General features: G+C 57.3%; 21 protein-coding genes. 9 read left to right on the top strand and 12 right to left on the bottom strand.

Annotation, left to right across the window (positions count from 1 at the left end; all coding sequences use genetic code 11):
* Nucleotides 1-6: 6 nt before the first annotated feature.
* From ML541_RS00875 to ML541_RS00840, 8 genes are all read right to left on the bottom strand, one after another.
* Nucleotides 7-846: a protein-glutamate O-methyltransferase CheR gene (locus ML541_RS00875; protein ID WP_243369857.1), complete on the bottom strand. Its 840-nt coding sequence runs from the start codon at nt 844-846 to the stop codon at nt 7-9.
* 47 nt (nt 847-893) lie between these two features.
* On the bottom strand, nt 894-1,232 hold the full coding sequence (locus tag ML541_RS00870; RefSeq protein ID WP_243369855.1) for a PilZ domain-containing protein: 339 nt from the start codon (nt 1,230-1,232) through the stop codon (nt 894-896).
* Nucleotides 1,233-1,446: 214 nt separating this feature from the next.
* Entirely contained in the window at nt 1,447-2,166 is a 720-nt protein-coding gene (locus ML541_RS00865) for a BON domain-containing protein (RefSeq protein ID WP_243369853.1), read from the bottom strand.
* 356 nt (nt 2,167-2,522) lie between these two features.
* Nucleotides 2,523-2,960, bottom strand: a complete 438-nt coding sequence (locus ML541_RS00860) for a GSU0071 family protein (protein WP_243369851.1) — start codon at nt 2,958-2,960, stop codon at nt 2,523-2,525.
* A gap of 252 nt (nt 2,961-3,212) precedes the next feature.
* On the bottom strand, nt 3,213-4,517 hold the full coding sequence (locus ML541_RS00855) for a pyridoxal phosphate-dependent aminotransferase (protein ID WP_243369849.1): 1,305 nt from the start codon (nt 4,515-4,517) through the stop codon (nt 3,213-3,215).
* A 229-nt stretch (nt 4,518-4,746) separates the two neighbouring features.
* Entirely contained in the window at nt 4,747-5,373 is a 627-nt protein-coding gene (locus ML541_RS00850; protein WP_243369847.1) for a hypothetical protein, read from the bottom strand.
* Nucleotides 5,370-5,840, bottom strand: a complete 471-nt coding sequence (locus ML541_RS00845; RefSeq protein WP_243369845.1) for a WbuC family cupin fold metalloprotein — start codon at nt 5,838-5,840, stop codon at nt 5,370-5,372. The genes ML541_RS00850 and ML541_RS00845 overlap by 4 nt, the downstream gene beginning before the upstream one ends.
* Nucleotides 5,841-5,846: 6 nt before the next feature.
* Nucleotides 5,847-6,200 (bottom strand): VOC family protein, encoded by a 354-nt coding sequence (locus tag ML541_RS00840; RefSeq protein ID WP_243369843.1) that lies wholly within the window; start codon nt 6,198-6,200, stop codon nt 5,847-5,849.
* A 301-nt stretch (nt 6,201-6,501) separates the two neighbouring features.
* Between ML541_RS00840 and ML541_RS00835 the strand changes: the two genes are divergently transcribed.
* The 4 genes from ML541_RS00835 to ML541_RS00820 all read left to right on the top strand — a co-directional run bounded on the left by ML541_RS00835 (nt 6,502) and on the right by ML541_RS00820 (nt 10,917).
* Nucleotides 6,502-7,443, top strand: coding sequence for an Ig-like domain-containing protein (locus ML541_RS00835; RefSeq protein ID WP_243369841.1), 942 nt, complete (start codon nt 6,502-6,504; stop codon nt 7,441-7,443).
* A 198-nt stretch (nt 7,444-7,641) separates the two neighbouring features.
* A complete protein-coding gene (locus tag ML541_RS00830; protein WP_243369839.1) occupies nt 7,642-9,306 on the top strand; it encodes a thiolase family protein in 1,665 nt (554 codons plus the stop codon).
* A gap of 4 nt (nt 9,307-9,310) precedes the next feature.
* Complete coding sequence (locus ML541_RS00825; protein WP_243369837.1) at nt 9,311-9,601, top strand: transcriptional regulator; 291 nt, start codon at nt 9,311-9,313, stop codon at nt 9,599-9,601.
* Nucleotides 9,602-9,678: 77 nt separating this feature from the next.
* On the top strand, nt 9,679-10,917 hold the full coding sequence (locus ML541_RS00820) for a diguanylate cyclase (RefSeq protein WP_243370386.1): 1,239 nt from the start codon (nt 9,679-9,681) through the stop codon (nt 10,915-10,917).
* Nucleotides 10,918-10,949: 32 nt separating this feature from the next.
* Here the strand turns inward: ML541_RS00820 and ML541_RS00815 are convergent, their stop codons facing one another.
* Together ML541_RS00815 and ML541_RS00810 are read right to left on the bottom strand one after the other, a co-directional pair.
* Complete coding sequence (locus ML541_RS00815; RefSeq protein ID WP_243369835.1) at nt 10,950-11,126, bottom strand: hypothetical protein; 177 nt, start codon at nt 11,124-11,126, stop codon at nt 10,950-10,952.
* 44 nt (nt 11,127-11,170) lie between these two features.
* Nucleotides 11,171-11,665, bottom strand: a complete 495-nt coding sequence (locus tag ML541_RS00810; protein WP_243369833.1) for a DUF1440 domain-containing protein — start codon at nt 11,663-11,665, stop codon at nt 11,171-11,173.
* Between the two features lie 153 nt (nt 11,666-11,818).
* Between ML541_RS00810 and ML541_RS00805 the strand changes: the two genes are divergently transcribed.
* Nucleotides 11,819-12,985 (top strand): PQQ-dependent sugar dehydrogenase, encoded by a 1,167-nt coding sequence (locus ML541_RS00805; protein ID WP_243369831.1) that lies wholly within the window; start codon nt 11,819-11,821, stop codon nt 12,983-12,985.
* Nucleotides 12,986-13,213: 228 nt separating this feature from the next.
* Here ML541_RS00805 and ML541_RS00800 read toward each other — a convergent pair whose 3' ends face one another.
* Entirely contained in the window at nt 13,214-14,698 is a 1,485-nt protein-coding gene (locus ML541_RS00800; RefSeq protein ID WP_243369829.1) for an ATP-binding protein, read from the bottom strand.
* Between the two features lie 192 nt (nt 14,699-14,890).
* Here ML541_RS00800 and ML541_RS00795 point away from each other — a divergent pair, with 192 nt between their 5' ends.
* A complete protein-coding gene (locus ML541_RS00795; RefSeq protein WP_243369827.1) occupies nt 14,891-16,210 on the top strand; it encodes an outer membrane protein transport protein in 1,320 nt (439 codons plus the stop codon).
* A 42-nt stretch (nt 16,211-16,252) separates the two neighbouring features.
* On the opposite strand, the gene ML541_RS00790 is transcribed toward ML541_RS00795, so the two are convergent.
* Nucleotides 16,253-16,801 (bottom strand): endonuclease V, encoded by a 549-nt coding sequence (locus ML541_RS00790; protein WP_243369825.1) that lies wholly within the window; start codon nt 16,799-16,801, stop codon nt 16,253-16,255.
* A 106-nt stretch (nt 16,802-16,907) separates the two neighbouring features.
* Between ML541_RS00790 and ML541_RS00785 the strand changes: the two genes are divergently transcribed.
* From ML541_RS00785 to ML541_RS00775, 3 genes are read left to right on the top strand one after another with little or no spacing between them, the layout of a single operon-like run.
* A complete protein-coding gene (locus ML541_RS00785; RefSeq protein ID WP_243369823.1) occupies nt 16,908-17,129 on the top strand; it encodes a hypothetical protein in 222 nt (73 codons plus the stop codon).
* Between the two features lie 28 nt (nt 17,130-17,157).
* Nucleotides 17,158-17,613: an iron-sulfur cluster-binding oxidoreductase gene (locus ML541_RS00780; RefSeq protein ID WP_243369821.1), complete on the top strand. Its 456-nt coding sequence runs from the start codon at nt 17,158-17,160 to the stop codon at nt 17,611-17,613.
* Nucleotides 17,614-17,615: 2 nt separating this feature from the next.
* Entirely contained in the window at nt 17,616-18,182 is a 567-nt protein-coding gene (locus ML541_RS00775) for a hemerythrin domain-containing protein (protein WP_243369820.1), read from the top strand.
* Nucleotides 18,183-18,338: the final 156 nt, after the last annotated feature.

Here is an 18,338-nt window from a genome sequence, read left to right as displayed (position 1 = left end):
CGGGCGTCAAATGGCCCTGTATATGCGTTCGGTGGCGCACACTGTCTTGAAAAGCTCCCGTGAAGGCCCCGAAAGGGTCTCCGATTTGCCGAGCACGAGAAAGCCTCCCTGCTCTAGCACGTCGGCAAAGCCTTTCATGATCTTCTGCTGCTGTGCCCGTTCGAAATAGATAAGCACATTACGGCAGAGGATCAGGTCGCTCGCCGGATAGGCAACGGTATCGAACAGGTCGCTCTGTCTGAAGGTGACCATTTCCTTGACTTCCGGCCGCAACTGATAGCGCGACCCTGCGGCGGTGAAATAGCGCATTCTCAGGAAATCGGAGACTTCGGCCATTCTGTCCTCTCCGTAGATACCGGTCCGAGCTGCCTGGAGTGTGCCGGTATCCACATCCGTCGCAAGAATGGAAACCTTCAGGTCATGCAGTTCGTCGCTGAAAAATTCCCTGAGGATCAGCGCCAGACTGTACGGTTCTTCGCCGCTGGCGCAGCCGACACTCCACAGCCTGAGTTCCCGGTCATCCCGCTCCCTGCACTGCCGGATGAGCTGGGGGATGATTTCCTCACGCAATTTACGGAAAATGAGCGGATTTCTGAAGAACTGGCTGACATGGATGGTAAGAACCTTGTAGAGAAGCTCCAATTCCGTCTCGCTGTCCAGAAGCAGGTCGCAGTACTCCTCCACCGAAGCGCAGTGGGTTGCCCTGACTCTGATGCCGATGCGCCGCTTTATGCACTTGTCCTTGTAACAGGAGAGATTGAATCCCTTGAGGCTCTTGAGGACCCTGCTGATGGTGCCGAAGGATTCGGGTGAGATGTCGAAGGGAATGTCTTCCGCCAGATTCATGGTCGTTTCCGGTTTCATCAGTAGTGATGGGGCCGGGACAGGGAGCGTCAATGTCTATCCAGTTCCCGGCACAGTTCACTGAATGCCTCTCCACCGTCCACTATCCTGAGTATCCTGACTCCCATGCCGCTTTTCTTCACCAGTCTCAGCATGTTTGCCGGTACCTTCTTCGCCCACATAACACGAGCTTCCATCCGGACCAGCGTATTCCCGTCAACGGACAGCTCAATTTTGATATCATTCCCGGGAGAGGCAACGTTTGCCGTTTTGATGAATAGGCCGTTATGGGAGATGTCTTCGGTAAAGGCAATCCGATCCGCTTGCAGCAGCCCGAATTTCACGGTCAGCCTTTTGCGCAGCCTCTTGATTGTCCGTTTATCGGCCATTGGTGGTATCCTTGCATGTGTCGAAAGTGACGTCAGGGTAGCATAAATTCTCCATAACTCACAGCTAAAACTGCTGCAGATGTGTCGTTCAGGGGGGATCAGGCTGAGGACAGATGGCGAAATAGAGGAAAGGGCCAAGTCGGGAGATGGGCGGGTTAAGCAGCCGTGGTTATGGTGCAGCTGAATTGAGTTGGCGGGTGAAAGAGCGGAGGCATCACTGATGCTGAAGCAGGTTTTTCACGCCATCAACCCGGAATACGTACCATGCGTCTGCTTCCGCCATGCGCCGCTCCGTTTCGGTAGTCACCAGTCCTTCCAGGGTCACCAGATAATTGCGGCAGCGGACACGGATCTGGGTGGCATTAACGAAGGGATCTTTTTCCAGGGCAAGACGGACCGCATCGACGACTTCATCGTCGGTATCTTCTTCGGGTGGGGCAATTTCCAGCCCGTTGATCACATCCCTGCTGCCCGGAACCCACCATGCCAGCACGCCGGCCATCCTTTTCTGGGAAAGGCTCGCCACTTGTCCGTTGAGAGTTACCACGCCGTCGGCAACCTCAACTTCGATCACACCCGATGGATTGAGCGATTCCCTTATGGATTCCATTTCCCCTTTTACCAGGGCCCGAAGGGCATAGGGTTCCAGCATGGTTTCGGCCATAATTGCATTGCAGACATGGGTCCTGATCTCGCCGTCCTCCATAGGTTCGGCGGGTTTGACGTGGAGGCGGTCGATGATGCCTGTGACTCCGGGAACCTTTCCTGCCACTTCAAGGGCGATCTTTTTGGCCGCCAGGGATTCAGTTTCTCCGGTCAGGGTCACCGCGCCGTTGGCGTACTCGATTTTGATGGGGTTTGCGTGGAGGTTTATGAGTGGTTCCCGCTCGAATGCTGCCAGTACGTCCCGGGCAATATCAATCCTGCTGTCCATGATTCCCCCCTGGTTAGTGTCGGTAAATAAATTCTAACGCAAAAATTGCCAGGGTCATCATCCCCGGTAAAAAAGGTGTGGAGAAGCAAAAAAAGTCCATCCGGGAATTCTTTGAAATAAGCGGCAGTCGCGACATCGTCCGTTCGCTCTGTCGCCACAGCTGCGGACCTTGCGGTGCCGCTCGCGTAATGGTGCCCGCTTCTTGAATTCGGCGGGTTGCCTTCGTTCCACATGCGGCGGGTGTCCGCTCGCCGCTCTCTCCCGATGCCACGACTGCCTTCCCCGGGAAATTTCTGAAGAACAAAAAAGCGGCCTTTTGGGAGGCCGCCTCAATTGGTGCCGGTGTGTGCTGGAGGTCAGCTCATCTCCTCCAGTTCGTGTTCTGCAAGCTGGGCTATCTCCAAATAGATGGCGATCATGACGCCGATGTCGCACCATTTCCTGGCTATGGTGCGGATCAGGGACCAGCCGTTCACCAGGGTTCCTGCAAAAAGAAAGATGCCGAGCGTCCGATCCTCATCCATACCCATGAGAATCACGGCATAGATGGCGATGGTCAGCATGGAAGCAAGCCACGCCACCTCCGGCCCTTTTAAGGGATTGGCCATGACCCTGAGGAAGTCGATGTAGTAATTGCTCAGTCCCCGGACCTTTCGCAGGAATTCTCCAATCCCTTCTTTCCCCTGTTTCAGGTAGGCATAGGAAAGAAACCGCTCTGTGGCCTGTTTTCTTCCGGTGGTCATCCGTTCATGGACGTACTTGTCGATTGCCTCGTCGATTATTTCCGTGTTCATAGCGCTCACCTCATGGTCTGTGGGTTCCGGCAATGCTTGTTACACAATTCATGCCGAGCCCCCGCAGGGAAAGCTGCTGCCCCATCAGCCTATTATATCAAGGAAGAAGGGAATTTCAGCTATCGCGAGTCCGGGGAAAAAACGTGTCGTTTTTGCAATGGTGCAAAGGAGTGTTGCAGATTTGCAAAGCTTGGAAAAAGGGGGCAGGGGGGAGGGGGCGGGAGCAGGCGGGGCGGCCTGCTCCCCCATCGGTTACGATTTCAGGTATTGGGCGATCTTTTCGGCGAGGGTCTTGTAAATCCGCTCGCATTCCTTCTCGTCCTTTTCCAGCAGGGTGACCCGGAACCCCTGCAGCTCCGTGTTGAAAGAAGAGAGGGGGACGATGCAGATGCCGGTGTGGGCAAGGATGTAGTAGACAAAACGCTTGTCGGGGGAGACGCCGGGGGCATTGACCAGTCCTTCCACCAGTTCCCGAACCTCGGTGTTTTCAATGGGGAGGCTCTGCCGGTCGGTGAGGAGCCCCTTTTCAAAGGCGACGGCCATATAAAAGGCGCCGTTGGTGCGGTTAACCACCAGTCCCGGCACGTCCTTGAGAAAATTGTAAGTGATGTTGCTCATGCGCTCATAGCGGGTGATCCGTTCGGCCAGATATGTTGCATACTCAGGGTGAGACATGATGGCCGGAATAGTCTTCTGGGGAAGGGTCGTGGAGCAGACTTCATTCATCTTGGTGCTGAGGATGGAGTTTATGTATTTCCTGAAGCGCTCGTCCTTCTGGCTGTTGTAAACCTCGATCCAGCCGCAGCGGGAGCCGGGCCAGGGGAGTTCCTTGGAGATCCCTTTCATGGCGATGGCCGGTACGTCGCCGATAACGTCGGAAATGGGGACCGTTTTTTCGTTGTTATAGACGATATTGTTGTACACCTCGTCGGCGATGATGAAGAGGTCGTACTCCCGGGCGATGGCCACGATCTGCCGCAGGGTTTCTTCCGGATAGACCATCCCGGTGGGGTTGTCAGGGTTGATGAGCATGATCCCGGAAATCTGCGGATTGTATTTCACGTGGTTGCGCAGGTCTTCCAGGTCGGGATACCAGTTGTTCTCGGCCTTGAGCCGGTAGCAGACCGGGGCAGCCAAGGCATGGGCCGCTTCGCCCAGGGTGTGGGTGGTGTAGGTGGGGGAAGGCATGAGCACCCGGGTTTCATGGCGGAGATTGCCATAAACCTTGGCAATGGCGTCGCCCAGGCCGTTGAAGAAGATGATGTCGTCTGGGGTGATCTGAGCGCCCCCCCGTTTGTTGGTGAGGTTGCAGATGAACTCGCGGGTTTCGAGAACGCCCCTGGTGTGGCAATAGCCGTAGGTATCGTCGTTCATGGCTTCCCTGGCAACGATCTCCTTCATCCACATGGGGATAACCTCACCCTTGACGATCGGGTCGCCGATATTCTCCCAGTTGATCTTGACGCCGTGCTTCTGCAGTTTTTCCGCCACATTGACGATGTTCCTGATCTCGTAGGTGAGTTCTCCTGCACCGGGGGTGACAATATCGTTTCTCATCCGCTTACCTCGCTCCTCAGATTTTTTGATCCGGCTCAAAATGATAAAAGGCCGTGGGGGGGGTCCCACGGCCTTCATAGATACGTTATGTTTCAGCGCATACTTATGGGGCAGCGGGCAGACCTGCGGCGTTGAGCGCCGCTGCGCTGATAGCTCGTGCATCCCCGTAAGTATCGAAAAATCCCTCATTCTTCATGACAGAACCAAATAACACAGAGTAGCTATCCAGTCAATGTTTTTGTGGATCGAACCGATCATCCAGTGAAATGGTAAAGCGGCCGTCGCCGTCGCGCCAGCGCAGCCAGCCGTAGGCGGTGAAATCTACCAGTACCAGCGCCCAGTCTTCCCGAATCTCGATAATGCGCAGGTTCTTCTGCCGGGAAAGCGCCTCCAGCTGTGGTGCGGCAGGGGACGGATCGCGGCGGAGCCGGTAAAATTCCTTTTTCAGACCGGGCAGAACCTTTACGCCACGCCCCTTAAGAAAGGTATTCCAGGTGGCGTACTCCCATCCCCGGGAACTTTCCAGCCACCCCTCGCGCCCCGCATCGTCGTAGATGATGTGCAGCCAGTTTCCCTTCTTGCCCGTCACGGCAGCGGGAAATTCTCCTCCACGGCCCTGGAGGACTGGGGCGAGGGAGGGAAGCTCATGGCTTTTCAGCTCTGCGACCCGCTCGACCCCCGGTTCCCGATAGAGGGGCAGGGTTCCGGAGGGGTCATTACCCAGGGAGGGAAGGGTGCGGATCATCAGGATTCCGTCGCCGCTGTGGGGGCGGGACTTACTGGGGGCAGCAAGAGTGCCTTGGGGGTAGAGCGCGAGGCCCAGGGCCGTTATAATGAAGGTACGAAGAATATTCATTGCTGGACACGGGCCATCAGCTCGGCCAGATAGTTTTCCGCCCGGGGAGTTCCGTCCTCCGGAGCCCAGGGGGCTATTTCAGCTTCAGTCAGCTGGCGATAGGGGCCGGCCTTGGCTTCGAAGAAGATCGTTCCCGGTTCCAGGCTCACGGCCGTGTGAAAGACGCCGTGGGGAATGTCGGCAATGATGGCGCCGCTTTCGGCACTAAGCACCGTAGCCTGCAGGACCGTGCCATCGTCGCCGAAGGTGAGGATGCCGAGCCGGCCCCTGACGATGACGAAAGACTCGTCCTTGACCGGGTCCAGGTGCCGGTGGGGGCGGATGTATGAATGGGGCTCGATGGCGTTGAGCAGCCGATGACAGCAGAAGTCGTCGGAGGGGTGCAGGTTGTGATTCTTCCTCAGCCGCGGGTTTGCCCTGGCTTGTTCGGTCAGGTCATCCAGCAGGATTTTATCGATTATTTTCACGGTTTCTCAGCCTTCCACAAGAGCTATCTGGTTGCCATCCGGGTCCTTCACCACCGCCATTTTGCCCCAGGGGCTCCGCTCTAGCGGCTCGGCGAATTTGACGCCGGCGGCAGTGAGCTCCTTGCACAAGCTTTCGATGTCGGTAACGGTCAGGGTGATGCCGGTATGGCGCCCTGCCAGGGGCTTCGCCATGTCGGTCATGGCCAGCGCCACCCCCATGGTCGGCCCGTCTCCGGGAAAGAATTCCATCATCGTCACCGATTCCTGCACCAGGGGCAGCTTCAACTGCTCCTTATAGAAATGCTTGGCCTTCTCCAGATCGAGCACGAAGACCACCACGTTTTTCATCTTGATCGCCATAATTATCTGTCCTTTTCCCGTGGATTGAAGGGGATAAAATAGCAGAGCTGCTTTTGGCTGGCAAGGGTCATTTGCCGCGTAGTGCTCCAAGAAGCTCTTCGATAAAGAGATCGATAATTCCCGACTGATGGCGCTGGAATGGAGAGTGCTTATCTGCGGTTCATTTCACAGGGAAGATTCCGGCGCCAGCGGCTCCTCGACAAAGACATCCAGACCGGCATGGTGTTCGAGCTCCGCCGCTTCCCTTGCACCAACTGTTGTCACTGGTATTATTAAATAAAAATTAATGTGGGGGTGGCCAATGGGTGGACGATTAGGCATTATCGCAATACTGATTGCAGCATGTGTCATGGCCGTGGGCTTCGCTGGTTGTGGCGGAGGTGGCGGTGGCAGTAGCGCACCCGCTGCTACCGTCTCCGGGGTTGCGGCAACCGGAGCACCGATGACCGGGACAGCCTTTCTCAAAGATTCGGCAAACAGCCCGGAAATGAGTACGACGATTCAAGCAAACACCGGCGCTTTTTCTTTTAATGTTACCGGCAAGACGCCACCGTTCATTCTCAGGTCCGGTTCCTCCTATTCCATGAGCGGCGGTAGCGGCACCGCCAATATCAATCCCTTATCCAACCTCATGGTGGCCGATATGGGGGCTTTCGGCAACATATCTTCCCTCAACACCTTCTATCGCAATCCGGACGCGAACAAGATGCGGACCATGTTTGGCAATATGAGCAGCACCCGGCAGCAGCTTCGCCTGAAATTCGCCCCACTGATGAATGCCTATGGCGTAGCCAATGCCGATCCCATGGCGGGGCCGTTCACTATCGGTCAAGGGTTGGACAAGATGTTCGACGACGTGAAGATGACCATCGATGCCAACGGTAACGTGACCATGATGTACATCAATGGCACACAAGTCTTTACCGGGAAGATGGGGAACATGCCGGGAGGGACCATGATGGCCGGAAATATCATGGCACCCGGCACTGTCCCGCCTAGCGGCGGGATAACGATCACACCATCCATGGCAAAATTGCAGGTCAGCGGAACGCAGCAATTTACCGCAAACGCCCCGGTGACCTGGAGTGTCGTCGGCCCAAGCGGCGGCACCATATCACCTACGGGGCTTTATATGGCGCCCAGTTTTACCGGCATGTTTCTGGTGAAGGCAACCAGCATCGCCGATCCGACCAAATCCGCCACCGTGACGGTGCAGGTGGGGAATATGGGCATGATGATGTAGTGATTATAGGAGCAACGGCCGCACTATGTGCAGAGGGGCTGGCAGAAGGATCCGCTGGCCCTTCTTTCTTTTTGGACTGACCACCTGTCCATCACGATTATACGCCGCGAAGGATATGCACCGCCGAAATTGCATATCTCCTCCCATCGGCTACAATGTGATTCACATTTCGCAACGCCAACAGGGAAGGGATCGACCATGAAAACAGCTTTTCATCCGCGCAGGGTCTATATTGCTGCGTCGTATATGGCGCCGGTGGGGCGGTACAACGGCAAGGAGCGAGAGGCTTGCACCTTTCTTGAGCTGGCGGAAAAGGCTGCGGCGGTCTTCTCCGCGACTTCCATCCGGCCGCGGGACATCGAGGCGGTCGTGGTGGGAAGCCAGAATCCGGGGGCTTTTTCCGGGGTGGACAATACCGCCGCCAAGGTGGCCGGAGTCTTGGGCATCTCCGGCGCTAAGTCGGTGCTCATCGATACCGCCTCATCGTCGGGGGCGTCGGCCTTTGAAAACGCCTACATGGAGATTGCCTCCGGTCGTTCCGACCATGTCCTGGCCATCGGCATCCAGAAAATGAGCGATGTCTCAACCCTGGAGGCGACCCGCATCGTTGCCGGGGTTATCGACCGGGACGAGGCGGAATTCGGCCTCTCCATGCCTGCCTGTGGGGCGTTGGTGGCCCGGTCGCTCATGCAGCGCCTCAATCTGTCGGAGGACGAATGGACTGCCTTCTCGGCCATGCTCACCGAGCGCGCACACCGTTTTGCCGCCAGGAATCCCGAGGCCCATCTCCAGTTTCCGATCCCGGTGGACGAGTATTACCGGCAGATCGTCAACGGCAAGAACTACATGTACTGGTGGCCGCTACGCTACCACGATTTCTGCCCCATGTCCGACGGTGTCGCGGCGGTCGTGCTGACGGCCCGCCCACAGGAGGTCATGGTGAGCGGCGTGGGAAGCGCCACGGATATTCCCACTATCGCTGACCGCCGCTATTTCCAGTCATTTCCGGCAACGGTGCGGGCGGCAGCCGCGGCTTACGGCATGGCCGGAATCAAGGACATCACTACCTTCGCCGGCAAGCTTCATGTGAACATGCACGATCCCTTCAACGGATTCGGCCCCATCAATATGGTCGATCTGGGCATACTCCCCCGGGCGCGGCTTCTGGACGGCCTCTTCGACGACAGCCTCACCGGTGAACGGGGCAAATTCCCCACCAATCTTACCGGCGGGCTCAAGGGGCGTGGCCATCCCCTGGGGGCCACCGGCATGATTCAGGTGGTGGAAAATCATCGCCTGATCCTGGAGCGGGGTTTCCAGGCCGGTCTTTCACACTCCATCGGCGGCCCCATCAATAACAACGTGGTCATTCTGCTTGAGCGGGTTTCCCATTTCCGCCATCGCCCCTGCCAGCCATACAAGCCGTGGGGGCTGCCTTCTCTTGGAACATTGAAGCCGAAGCAGGTCTCGGTGGACGCGCTCCTGTCAGGCGGAGAGCCGGTGGAAGGACGTTACGTCACCTCCACCACCCGGTTCGACTATAAATCGGGGGAACCCCTCAATACCCTGATGCTTGTGTCGTGCCGCATGAACGGCGGCCGGTATACCTTTCTCTTTGGCATCGGCGGTGAGCATTACGAGAATGTCTCCCGGCTCGTTGTCGGTGACCGGTTGCAACTGGAGCGCAGGGACGGCCTGATTCTTGTCAATCAGATGCCGGTTAAGCGCTTCTATCAGCGCACCCTGGACGGCCTCATGGAGCTGGCCGAATCGGGGCTGCGGATCTTTCAGGGAAAGCGGGTGATCCAGGATCGGAAGAAAACCGAAGGAGAAACAGCCATTTATCCCGGTGGAGCAGCATGAAACCTTGCGCCACGCGATCGTTGCCCTGCTGGAAGGGGAGGAACTGACTGCCCGGGAGATCTCGGAGCAGCTGGGTATTGGTGAACGGGATGTCTACAGCCACCTGGAGCACATCCAGCTGCACAGGGATGAGCTGCACCTGACCGTTACCCCTGCCGCTTGCCGCAAATGCGGGTTCATCTTCAAAAAGAGGGAGCGCCTGAGGAAACCGGGGCGCTGCCCTGTCTGCCGCGGTGAATTCATTTCTCCGCCGTCATTTTCCATCCAACGGGGTTCTCCTGCCGGCTACGGTTAATCCCATTGACAGGTTGCCTCACAACAGTGTATTCAATCTGTGATTATGTTAATCATCGCAGGAGATGACACGGGGTGATGGCTGCCGCAGTGAAAAATTTTTCCGTTTTAGCGCCTTCCGTTATCCTGCTTGTCATGGCGTACCTGGCGATTCCTCATATCGCCGCCCTGTCTCCGCCGCAGCATGAGCTTGCCCTGCTTTCCCCCTACCTCTTAATTGCCGGAGGGCTGATCCTCAGTTTCGCCTTTGGCCGAGGGAGGGTCTTTTTCGTTCTCCTGCTCCTGGCCGGTTTTTACTGGCTGTTCCGCACCTACCTGCAACAGGGGCTTTCAGACTTTCTCCCCCGGGTGGCCTTTCAGTTCATTTGCCTGCTTATTCCGTTCAATATAACGCTTCTGTGCCACGTGCGGGAGCGGGGGGTGCTGACGGTTGCGGGACGCTTGCGCCTGATCTTTCTGATCATGCAACTGGCAGGGGTAGCCTGGATCATCCGTTACCGGGAAGACTACGCTCAGGTACCGCTCTTTTTCTCCCGCCCTTTTCTGCCCTTTCCATCCATTGCCGTATCTCCTGTTCCCCATGCCGCTCTGCTTGTTGCCGTGATCGGCTTCTTCCTCATTCTATACCGGGTGCTGGTCCGAAGGTCTCCCATCGACGGCGGTCTTCTCGGTGCCCTGGTTGCGGTGGTCATTGCCTGCAATACCCTTCAGCTTGACAATTATCCCCTGATTTTTATTGCCGCTGCGGCCCTGATCCTGGCTGTAAGCGTTCTGCAGGATTCCCACAACATGGCTTTTCGCGATGACCTGACCGGCCTCCCCTCCCGTCGCGCCCTCAATGAATTGATGCTTGCCTTGGGGAGGCAGTACACCATCGCCATGCTCGACGTGGACCACTTCAAGAACTTTAACGATACCCATGGCCATGACGTGGGGGACCAGGTGCTGAAGATGGTGGCGAAGAAGATTGGTGCCGTCAGGGGGGGAGGGCGTCCTTTCCGCTATGGTGGGGAGGAATTCACCATTGTCTTTCCCCGCAGAAAGATGGCCGAAGTCGTTCCTTTTCTGGAAGAGGTACGCAGGGCCATTGCCGAGTACGAACTGTCGATCCGCAGCAAGGACCGCCCCAAAAAGGCTGAAGAGGGGAAGAAACGGCGCCGCGCCGGGCATGGAGGAGACGAGACCGTCTCTGTGACCATCAGTATCGGCGTCGCCGAGACAAACGACAGTCTGCGCCTTGCCGACGATGTCATCAAAGCGGCCGACAAGGCCCTCTACCGGGCCAAAAGCAAAGGGCGCAACCAGGTGAGCAAATGACCGGCGACCTTCCCCACCAGCCCCTTTCTGCTTTAACCGGCGGAAAGACGCTGCACCACCCCTTTGACGAAATTTTCCCGGTTCTTCATCTCTTCCCGCCATTCCCTGTTTTCCGTAGCGACAATCTCCGCCCGCAGGTCTTTAAGATAGCTCTGCAGTATCTCCGAGAGCATGGTTGCTTCACTAGCGGTAAGCTCGATTCGTGGCAAGGGCGCCACCTCCTTTTCCCGTTTCTCGTCTCGCCCGGCTCGGCTTATGCGGCCCGCCTGTTGCGCAGCAGTCGCAACGTCCCAGCCGTGGCAATGCCGTACAATATGTGGGTGACGATGCCTCCCGCCACCTGGCCGGGCTTCTGACGGGTAATGCGGGGCATGAGCCTCGTCGCCGGGAGCCATCCCAGGTAGCCGACCGCCCAGGTTGCAAGTCCCAGCGCCGTCCCTTCCCAAAGCAGGTTCGACCTGCGCCGATGGAGCAGATCGTAGATCACGCCGAAGGTCAGGCCGTACCCCATGCCCAAGGCCTGTGCCAATCCCTTCTCCAGCACTTTCGGCACCTTTTCCCGTTTTTCAGGCGCCAGCAGTTTTTCCACCTTTTCAACCATGTACTCGCCCGGATGTTGCCTGATGGGGGGCATCTGCTCCGGAGCGGCCTTCTGTCCCGCCATCTGCAGCCCCTGAGTGAGGGCTGTGCCGGCCAGCCCGGCAACCATACCCGAAGAAATCCTCCTGATTATCTCCGCTCGTTGCATATCCATACCTCCCGGAGAGGAATATTCCTTATGTAAATTGTACAGCCTATTGCAGCCAAAGCCAGACAGCCGTCGTGGGCCGCTGCCGTTGCATCTGCGGCTTTGCTGGCTACAATGACAATGAGCACACCAATCTTCGATCCGGAGGACGGCATGGGATACCCGTGGAAAGCGTCGCTCATGACCTGCTTGTTGCTGCTCGTTTCGTTGCCGTGGCTGGCAAAAATTGCAGGTGCTATCCAGGCAGCCCCCACCGCAGGGTCTTTTCCTTCCATCTCCCTCCATAAGATCGCTTCCGGATTTGATGAACCGACCGATGTCGCCAGCCCTGGGGACGGCAGCGGCAGGCTTTTCGTTCTGGAAAAAAAAGGGTTGGTGCGGATCATCAGTGGCGGAAAAATCCTGCCGACGCCGTTCCTGGATATCAAACGCCTGGTCAAGTCGTCCGGCTCGGAGCAGGGGCTCCTCGGTATCGCTTTTTCTCCCCGCTTCAAAAAAGACGGCGAGTTTTACGTCAACTACACCAACCATCGGGGGATCGGCAACTCAACGGTCGCCTGCTACCGGGTCGGCAGCGACCCGAACCGCGCTGATCCAGCTTCGGCCCGGATGATCCTGAACGTGACCCAGCCATACGCTAACCATAACGGCGGCCAGCTCGCCTTCGGCCCCGACGGCTATCTCTACATCGGCTTCGGCGACGGTGGCAGTGCTGGTGATCCACATAAAAACGGCCAGAACCTCGGCACCTTTCTGGGGAAAATGCTTCGCCTGGATGTTGCGTCGGGGGCGATACCATACCGCATCCCTCCCGGCAATCCTTTTAAGAATGAGATTTGGGCCTACGGTCTGCGCAATCCCTGGCGCTTCTCCTTCGACCGTGCCACCCGGGACCTCTATATTGCCGATGTGGGACAGGATCTCTATGAAGAGGTGGACGTACAGCCTGCCGGGAGCAAGGGGGGTGAAAACTACGGCTGGAACATCATGGAAGGTTTCCACTGTTTTGAAAGGAAAAACTGCAGCAAGAAAGGACTGACAATGCCGGTGGCAGAATATGACCATTCCCAGGGGGATTGTTCCATCACCGGCGGCTTTGTCTATCGAGGCAAAAACTTTCCGTCCTTGCAGGGCATCTATCTCTTTGGCGATTACTGCAGCGGCAGGATCTGGGGGCTGCGGCGCAGTGGCGGGAGATGGGAGAAAAAACTGCTCCTCAAGACCTCCCTGAACATCTCCACTTTCGGTGAAGACGAAGCGGGCACTGTCTACGTGGCTGACTTTGCCAAGGGGGATATTTACTGGATCGAGGGGAAGTGAAGCCTAGGGTCTGGTTGCAGACACTTCCGAGGCAGGCGGGACGTCGGGAGTAAGCGCCGAGCCATAGCGGCGAGCGGACCCCCGCCGCATGTGGAGCGAAGAAACGTCGTCTTTCTTGGCTCCGGCCGGCACTCTATGCGGTCGACACTGCAAGGTCCGCAGCTGTGGCGACAGAGCGAGCGGGCGACGTCGCGACTGCCTTCCCTTTTCCACAAATTTCGAAAGCACCTAATTTTTCTCAGGTGTGGCCGTGGGAAGGGTAAAGAAAAACACCGATCCTTCTCCCGGCTTGGATTGCACCCATATCCTGCCTTCGTGCCGTTCGACGATTTTCTTGCATGAAGCGAGACCGATACCTGTGCCGGGGTATTCTTCGCTGCTGTGGAGCCGCTGGAAGATTTGGAATATCCTGTCGAAATGATCGGGATCGATGCCGATGCCGTTATCCCGCACCGAAATCATCCACTGATCCTGCTGCCTTTCCGCAGACACATGCACCGCCGGCTTCTTTTCCCGGTCACGATACTTGACCGCGTTGCTGATCAGATTCTGCAACAGTTGCTGCAACTGAATCTCATCACCATTCACCGTCGGCAATTCATCACGGGTCACTGTTGCGCTGCTTTCCCCTATGACAGTGTCCAGATTTGCCACGGCGGCAGCAAATACCCCGTTCATCTCCACCGGTCTGAACTCACCCCCCCGTGAAAAACGGGAATACGCCAGGAGTCCTTCGATCAGCTTCTGCATTCGGATGCCGCCATCAACGGCAAAGTCGATATAGGCATCCGCCTTTTCGTCCAGCCGTTCCCGGTATTTCTGCTTCAGCAGCTTCAAGTAGCTCGTCACCATGCGCAGAGGTTCCTGCAGATCGTGGGACGCCACGTAGGCGAACTGCTCCAGTTCCTTGTTCAAGGCGAGCAGGTCGGCCGTCCGCTCCTGGACGATCCTTTCCAGATGTTCATGTTGCGCCCTCAGTTCGGCCTCGGCACGATGCTTCGCATCGACCTCTTCTTTCAATTTCCCGTAGAGCCCCTCGAACCGTTCCTTGGCTTCTCTGAGCTGCTGAATTATTTCCATGTTCTCGAAGCGGAGCAGCAGCGAGGTCCTGTTAATCGCATAATTGTGCTCGGCTATTCTCCAGAGCAGGAGGCCGAACAAGGCAAGCATAACACCCATGGCGTAATGGAAAGCGTCGTGCATGGTGAAGAAATGCAAGGTGAGCGGGGTAAGGGCAGGCACGGAGAAGGCAAGGTACCCGAGCCGGTGCATGGAGAAGGTTGATGATGCCCCTGCCGCCATGCCGCCGAGAACAAAGGCGATAAAAACGTGATGGGCAAGGGAAACACCGCTGAAATTGAGTAAGCCGATGCACCCCCAGGCACTGCCGGTAATGAATAGACTGACGATAAAGCGCGTGGCCCACTTGGGACCATCCTCCTCCTTCAGTTGCGTCTTGCGGATCCAGAGTACGAGTACCACCCTGAGCACAATAAGGCTCCAGAGGGTGCCGAGCCAGAGGAAGAGCTTTTCGTGTGGCATTACTTCTTTCATGACGAAAAAGACGATCAGTGAATTGATGAAGGTGGCGATGAAGCCCAAGGGTGCCAGGGAGTAAAGCTGCTTGACTTGCTCCACAAGGATCTGTCCCTTGTGGGAGTTGTGGTTGTGGACCAGTTGGTTTTCTTCGTAGTGATCATCACCGATAGCCATAGCTCTCCCGGGCCTGCAGGAATTAAAGCTCGGCGCACGCTCTCGCCTTGCTGATCGGCAGCATCTACCAGAAATACTATCATTCCTTGCGGAAGTGTCACTTCGGCTGGCGTGGTTGCTGTGGTAATGGTAAAATTAGTGAGTTGCAATGTTATGGGCCTCCCTATTTCCGATGCTGATCAAGGAGTGATAATGAAAGGAGCGCATGGGGCACTGGTTGCCCTGGCCGGCCTCGTCCTTATCCTTTACGGGAATCCTGCTGCCGGCGCCGGAGTGGCTATTACGGAACAGAGCATCAAGGGTCTGGGGACAGCATTTGCCGGGAGCGCAGCTGCGGCTGAGGACGCTTCGACGATCTTCTTCAATCCGGCAGGTCTGTCGCGCCTGGAACATTCCCAGTTCGTCGGCGGCATAAATGTAGCGGTTCCATCTGCCAAATTCAGGAACCATGGCTCCACACTTGCCAACGGGCAGGCTTTAACCGGTGGCGAGGGAGGGGATGCGGGGAGTGCCGTCGTCATTCCCAACCTCTACTACAGCCAGCGCATCAATGACCGCCTAGTCGCCGGGTTAGGGGTATTCTCTCCCTTCGGCCTGAACACCACCTATAACGCCGATTGGGTAGGGCGCTACCATGCGGTCAGGTCCGAACTCACCAGCCTCAACCTCAATCCTGTCGTTGCCTGCCGCTTGAATGACAAGCTCAGCGTGGCGGCGGGATTCAATGCACAGTACCTCAAGGCTACCTTGAGCAATGCCATCGATTTCGGCACCATCTTCGCCTTTGCCGGTGTAGCGGGCGTAACACCGCAGAGCATGGACGGTTACGTGACCTTCAGGGCCGACAACTGGTCCTGGGGGTACAACCTCGGCGCCCTCTATGAATTGACCCCCGGCACGCGAGTCGGTGTTGCCTACCGCTCCCGTGTCCGCCACACCCTGTCCGGCAGCGCCGATTTCGACCGGGTTCCTGCATTAAATCCCACCCCCCGTTTCGTCGATACGGGGATCACATCCACGGTGACCATGCCTGACAGCGTCACCATGGGCATCCGACACAACCTGTCCAGCCAGATGGCGGCCGTTGCCGACATCACCTGGACCAACTGGAGCACCATCGATGAGCTCCGCATCAGGTTCGACAACCCGGCCGAAACGGACGCCGTGACCACCGTCCACTGGCGGGATACCTTCCGCTATTCCATCGGCGGCATCTACATGCCCGGCTTGTGGACCTTCCGCATGGGAGCGGCCTATGACCAGAGCCCGGTGCCGGATGCGGCAAACGCAACACCGCGGGTCCCGGACAGCGACCGGATCTGGCTCGCCGCAGGTCTTGGCTACAAGTTCAATAAGGGCATTTCCGTCGATGCCGGGTATGCTCATCTTTTTTTTACGGAAGGGGAAATTAAAAAAGAAGCAGCCGGGGAAAACCTTCTCCGCGGCGCGCTGGCGGGGTCCTACGAAAGCAGTGTGAATATCTTCAGTGCGGCAGTCAGCTGGACTTTTTGAGTAAACGACAAAGGCCAATCACGACAAGCGCCATGACCATGCCTATGGTAATCGGCGCGGCAGGAGTGATGCCCTGCAGAGCCGATCCACACGCTTCAGCAAGGTGGGCAGACGATGTGGTCCATGCATGCTCCGGATATGTTCCTTTGCCGTTTCCTGTCCCATGCCGGCGGCGGTGACGTAGAGGGGCCTGGTGCTCTTGCCCCGGTAGACGGCATATTGTTCTCCGATGCCGGCAAAACGGCTCTTGGCAACGCCTACTACCGGCACTGTGCCTGCCAGGGCATCAAAGAGGTGCTTGCCCAGCCCGGGCCTGTTCTCTCCATCCAGGTAGACATAGCCATCGATGACCATGCAGCCGGGCTGCAGCTGGTAATGAGTCAATAGCCGCAGGATGCAGGGGAGTTCCCGCTGGTAGAACTGGCCCGGGGTATAGGCCGCAGGCACCTCCATGGCCAGGACCAGCTCCCGCCGGGGAGCGGCATCGCCCCAGTCGGCAAACTCCACCCCGGCGACCACGGCAATCCTCTCCCCGTAATGCACATCAACCGCCAGTAGCATGACGTCCTTTGGCTCTGAAAGCGGTCCCATACCGTCAGTATACCCCATCCCGCAAAGTTCCTATTTTTTGACCCAGGTCATAATCTTTCCCGAAAGAATGCCCTATGCTCGAATCATCAAGAGAGGGAGGCTGCACATGGAATTCAATAACGACTTGGGCAATAAAGCAGTTCAGGATGTGATTGCAACCTATCCTGGGATAGGGGCGATCCTCAGCCGGTACGAGATCGGTTGTGTCACCTGCAAGGTGGGCATCTGCCTGTTGAAGGATGTGGTGTCCATCCATGGGCTTTCAAAGGAAGACGAGGCGCGGATCGAAGCGGAAATAAACGCCTACTTGGCTAAGAACGCTGCATAAATAAATCGCAAATACAAAGGAGACGACAATGAGCAATCTGGGATGTGGCTGCCCCGGCAGCATGGCAAGGGTGATCGAACGGGAAGAGACAAAAGCGACGGCAACGGAGAAGGCTCCGTCGGAACTTCGGCAGTGGCCGGTGCAGCTGCACCTGGTGCCGCCTACCGCTCCCTACTTCAATAACAGCGACATTCTCATATCGGCCGACTGCGTGGCCTTCGCCCTGGGGAGCTTTCACAGTGATCTGTTGAAAGGCAAGGCCCTGGCCATTGCCTGCCCGAAGCTGGACGAGACGGACAGCTACGTGGAAAAGCTGGCGACCATCTTCAGGGCCAACGAAGTAAAAAGCATCACCGTTGCTATCATGGAGGTACCCTGCTGCCGCGGGCTCGACATGATGGTCAAGCAAGCTTTGCAGCAGTCGGGGAAGGACATTCCCCTGGAGACGGTAATCATCGGTGTGGACGGCGAGAGGAGGAACTGATCATGAAAAGGGACATTACGAAGGCGCTGGTGACAGAGCACAAGCTGATTCTGCGCATGCTGGCGGTTTTGGAAAAAAATGCCGAGGCCACAGTCTCCGGCACCTTTGCCGATTATGGCTTCTTCCTGACGGGAGTGGACTTCATCAGGAACTATGCCGACCGCTACCACCATGCCAAGGAAGAGGACGTGCTTTTCGAGGCGCTTGTGCAAAACGGCATGCCGAGGGAAAACAGCCCGGTGGCGGCCATGCTCATGGAGCACGACCTGGGCAGGGCGCATGTGAAGGCCATGGAAGAGGCAGCCTTGGCGGCGCTGGCCGGGGAGACCAGGCGGGAACGGGACATAGCCGACAATGCCCTGGCTTATGTGGCGCTCCTCAGGGATCATATCGCCAAAGAGGATACCATCCTCTATCCTTTGGCGGAAAGGCTCATCCCTGAAGAGGCACGCGATGGGATCATTGCCGGATATGAGGCGGCCGAGGCACGGACTGCGGCGGGATTTGCCGCGAAATACCAAGAGTTGGTGGCGGCCTGCGAGCGGGAGGTGCTCCTGAAAGCGGCTTAAAACCAAGCATAGCGGCTACAAGCAAGGGGCGTCCAGGTGAGACGCCCTTTTTTTGAGCTCATCCAGGAAAGCGCAGTCGCGACATCGTCCGTTCGCTCTGTCGCTACAGCTGCGGACCTTGTGGTGTCGCCCGTGCAATGGCGCGCGATGCTTTAA

Source organism: Geotalea sp. SG265 (assembly GCF_022808985.1).
In the GTDB taxonomy this organism is placed as follows: Bacteria; Desulfobacterota; Desulfuromonadia; order Geobacterales; family Geobacteraceae; genus Geotalea.
The sequence above is the reverse complement of the archived record's forward strand: the minus strand, read 5'-3'. Positions and strand labels throughout refer to the sequence as shown.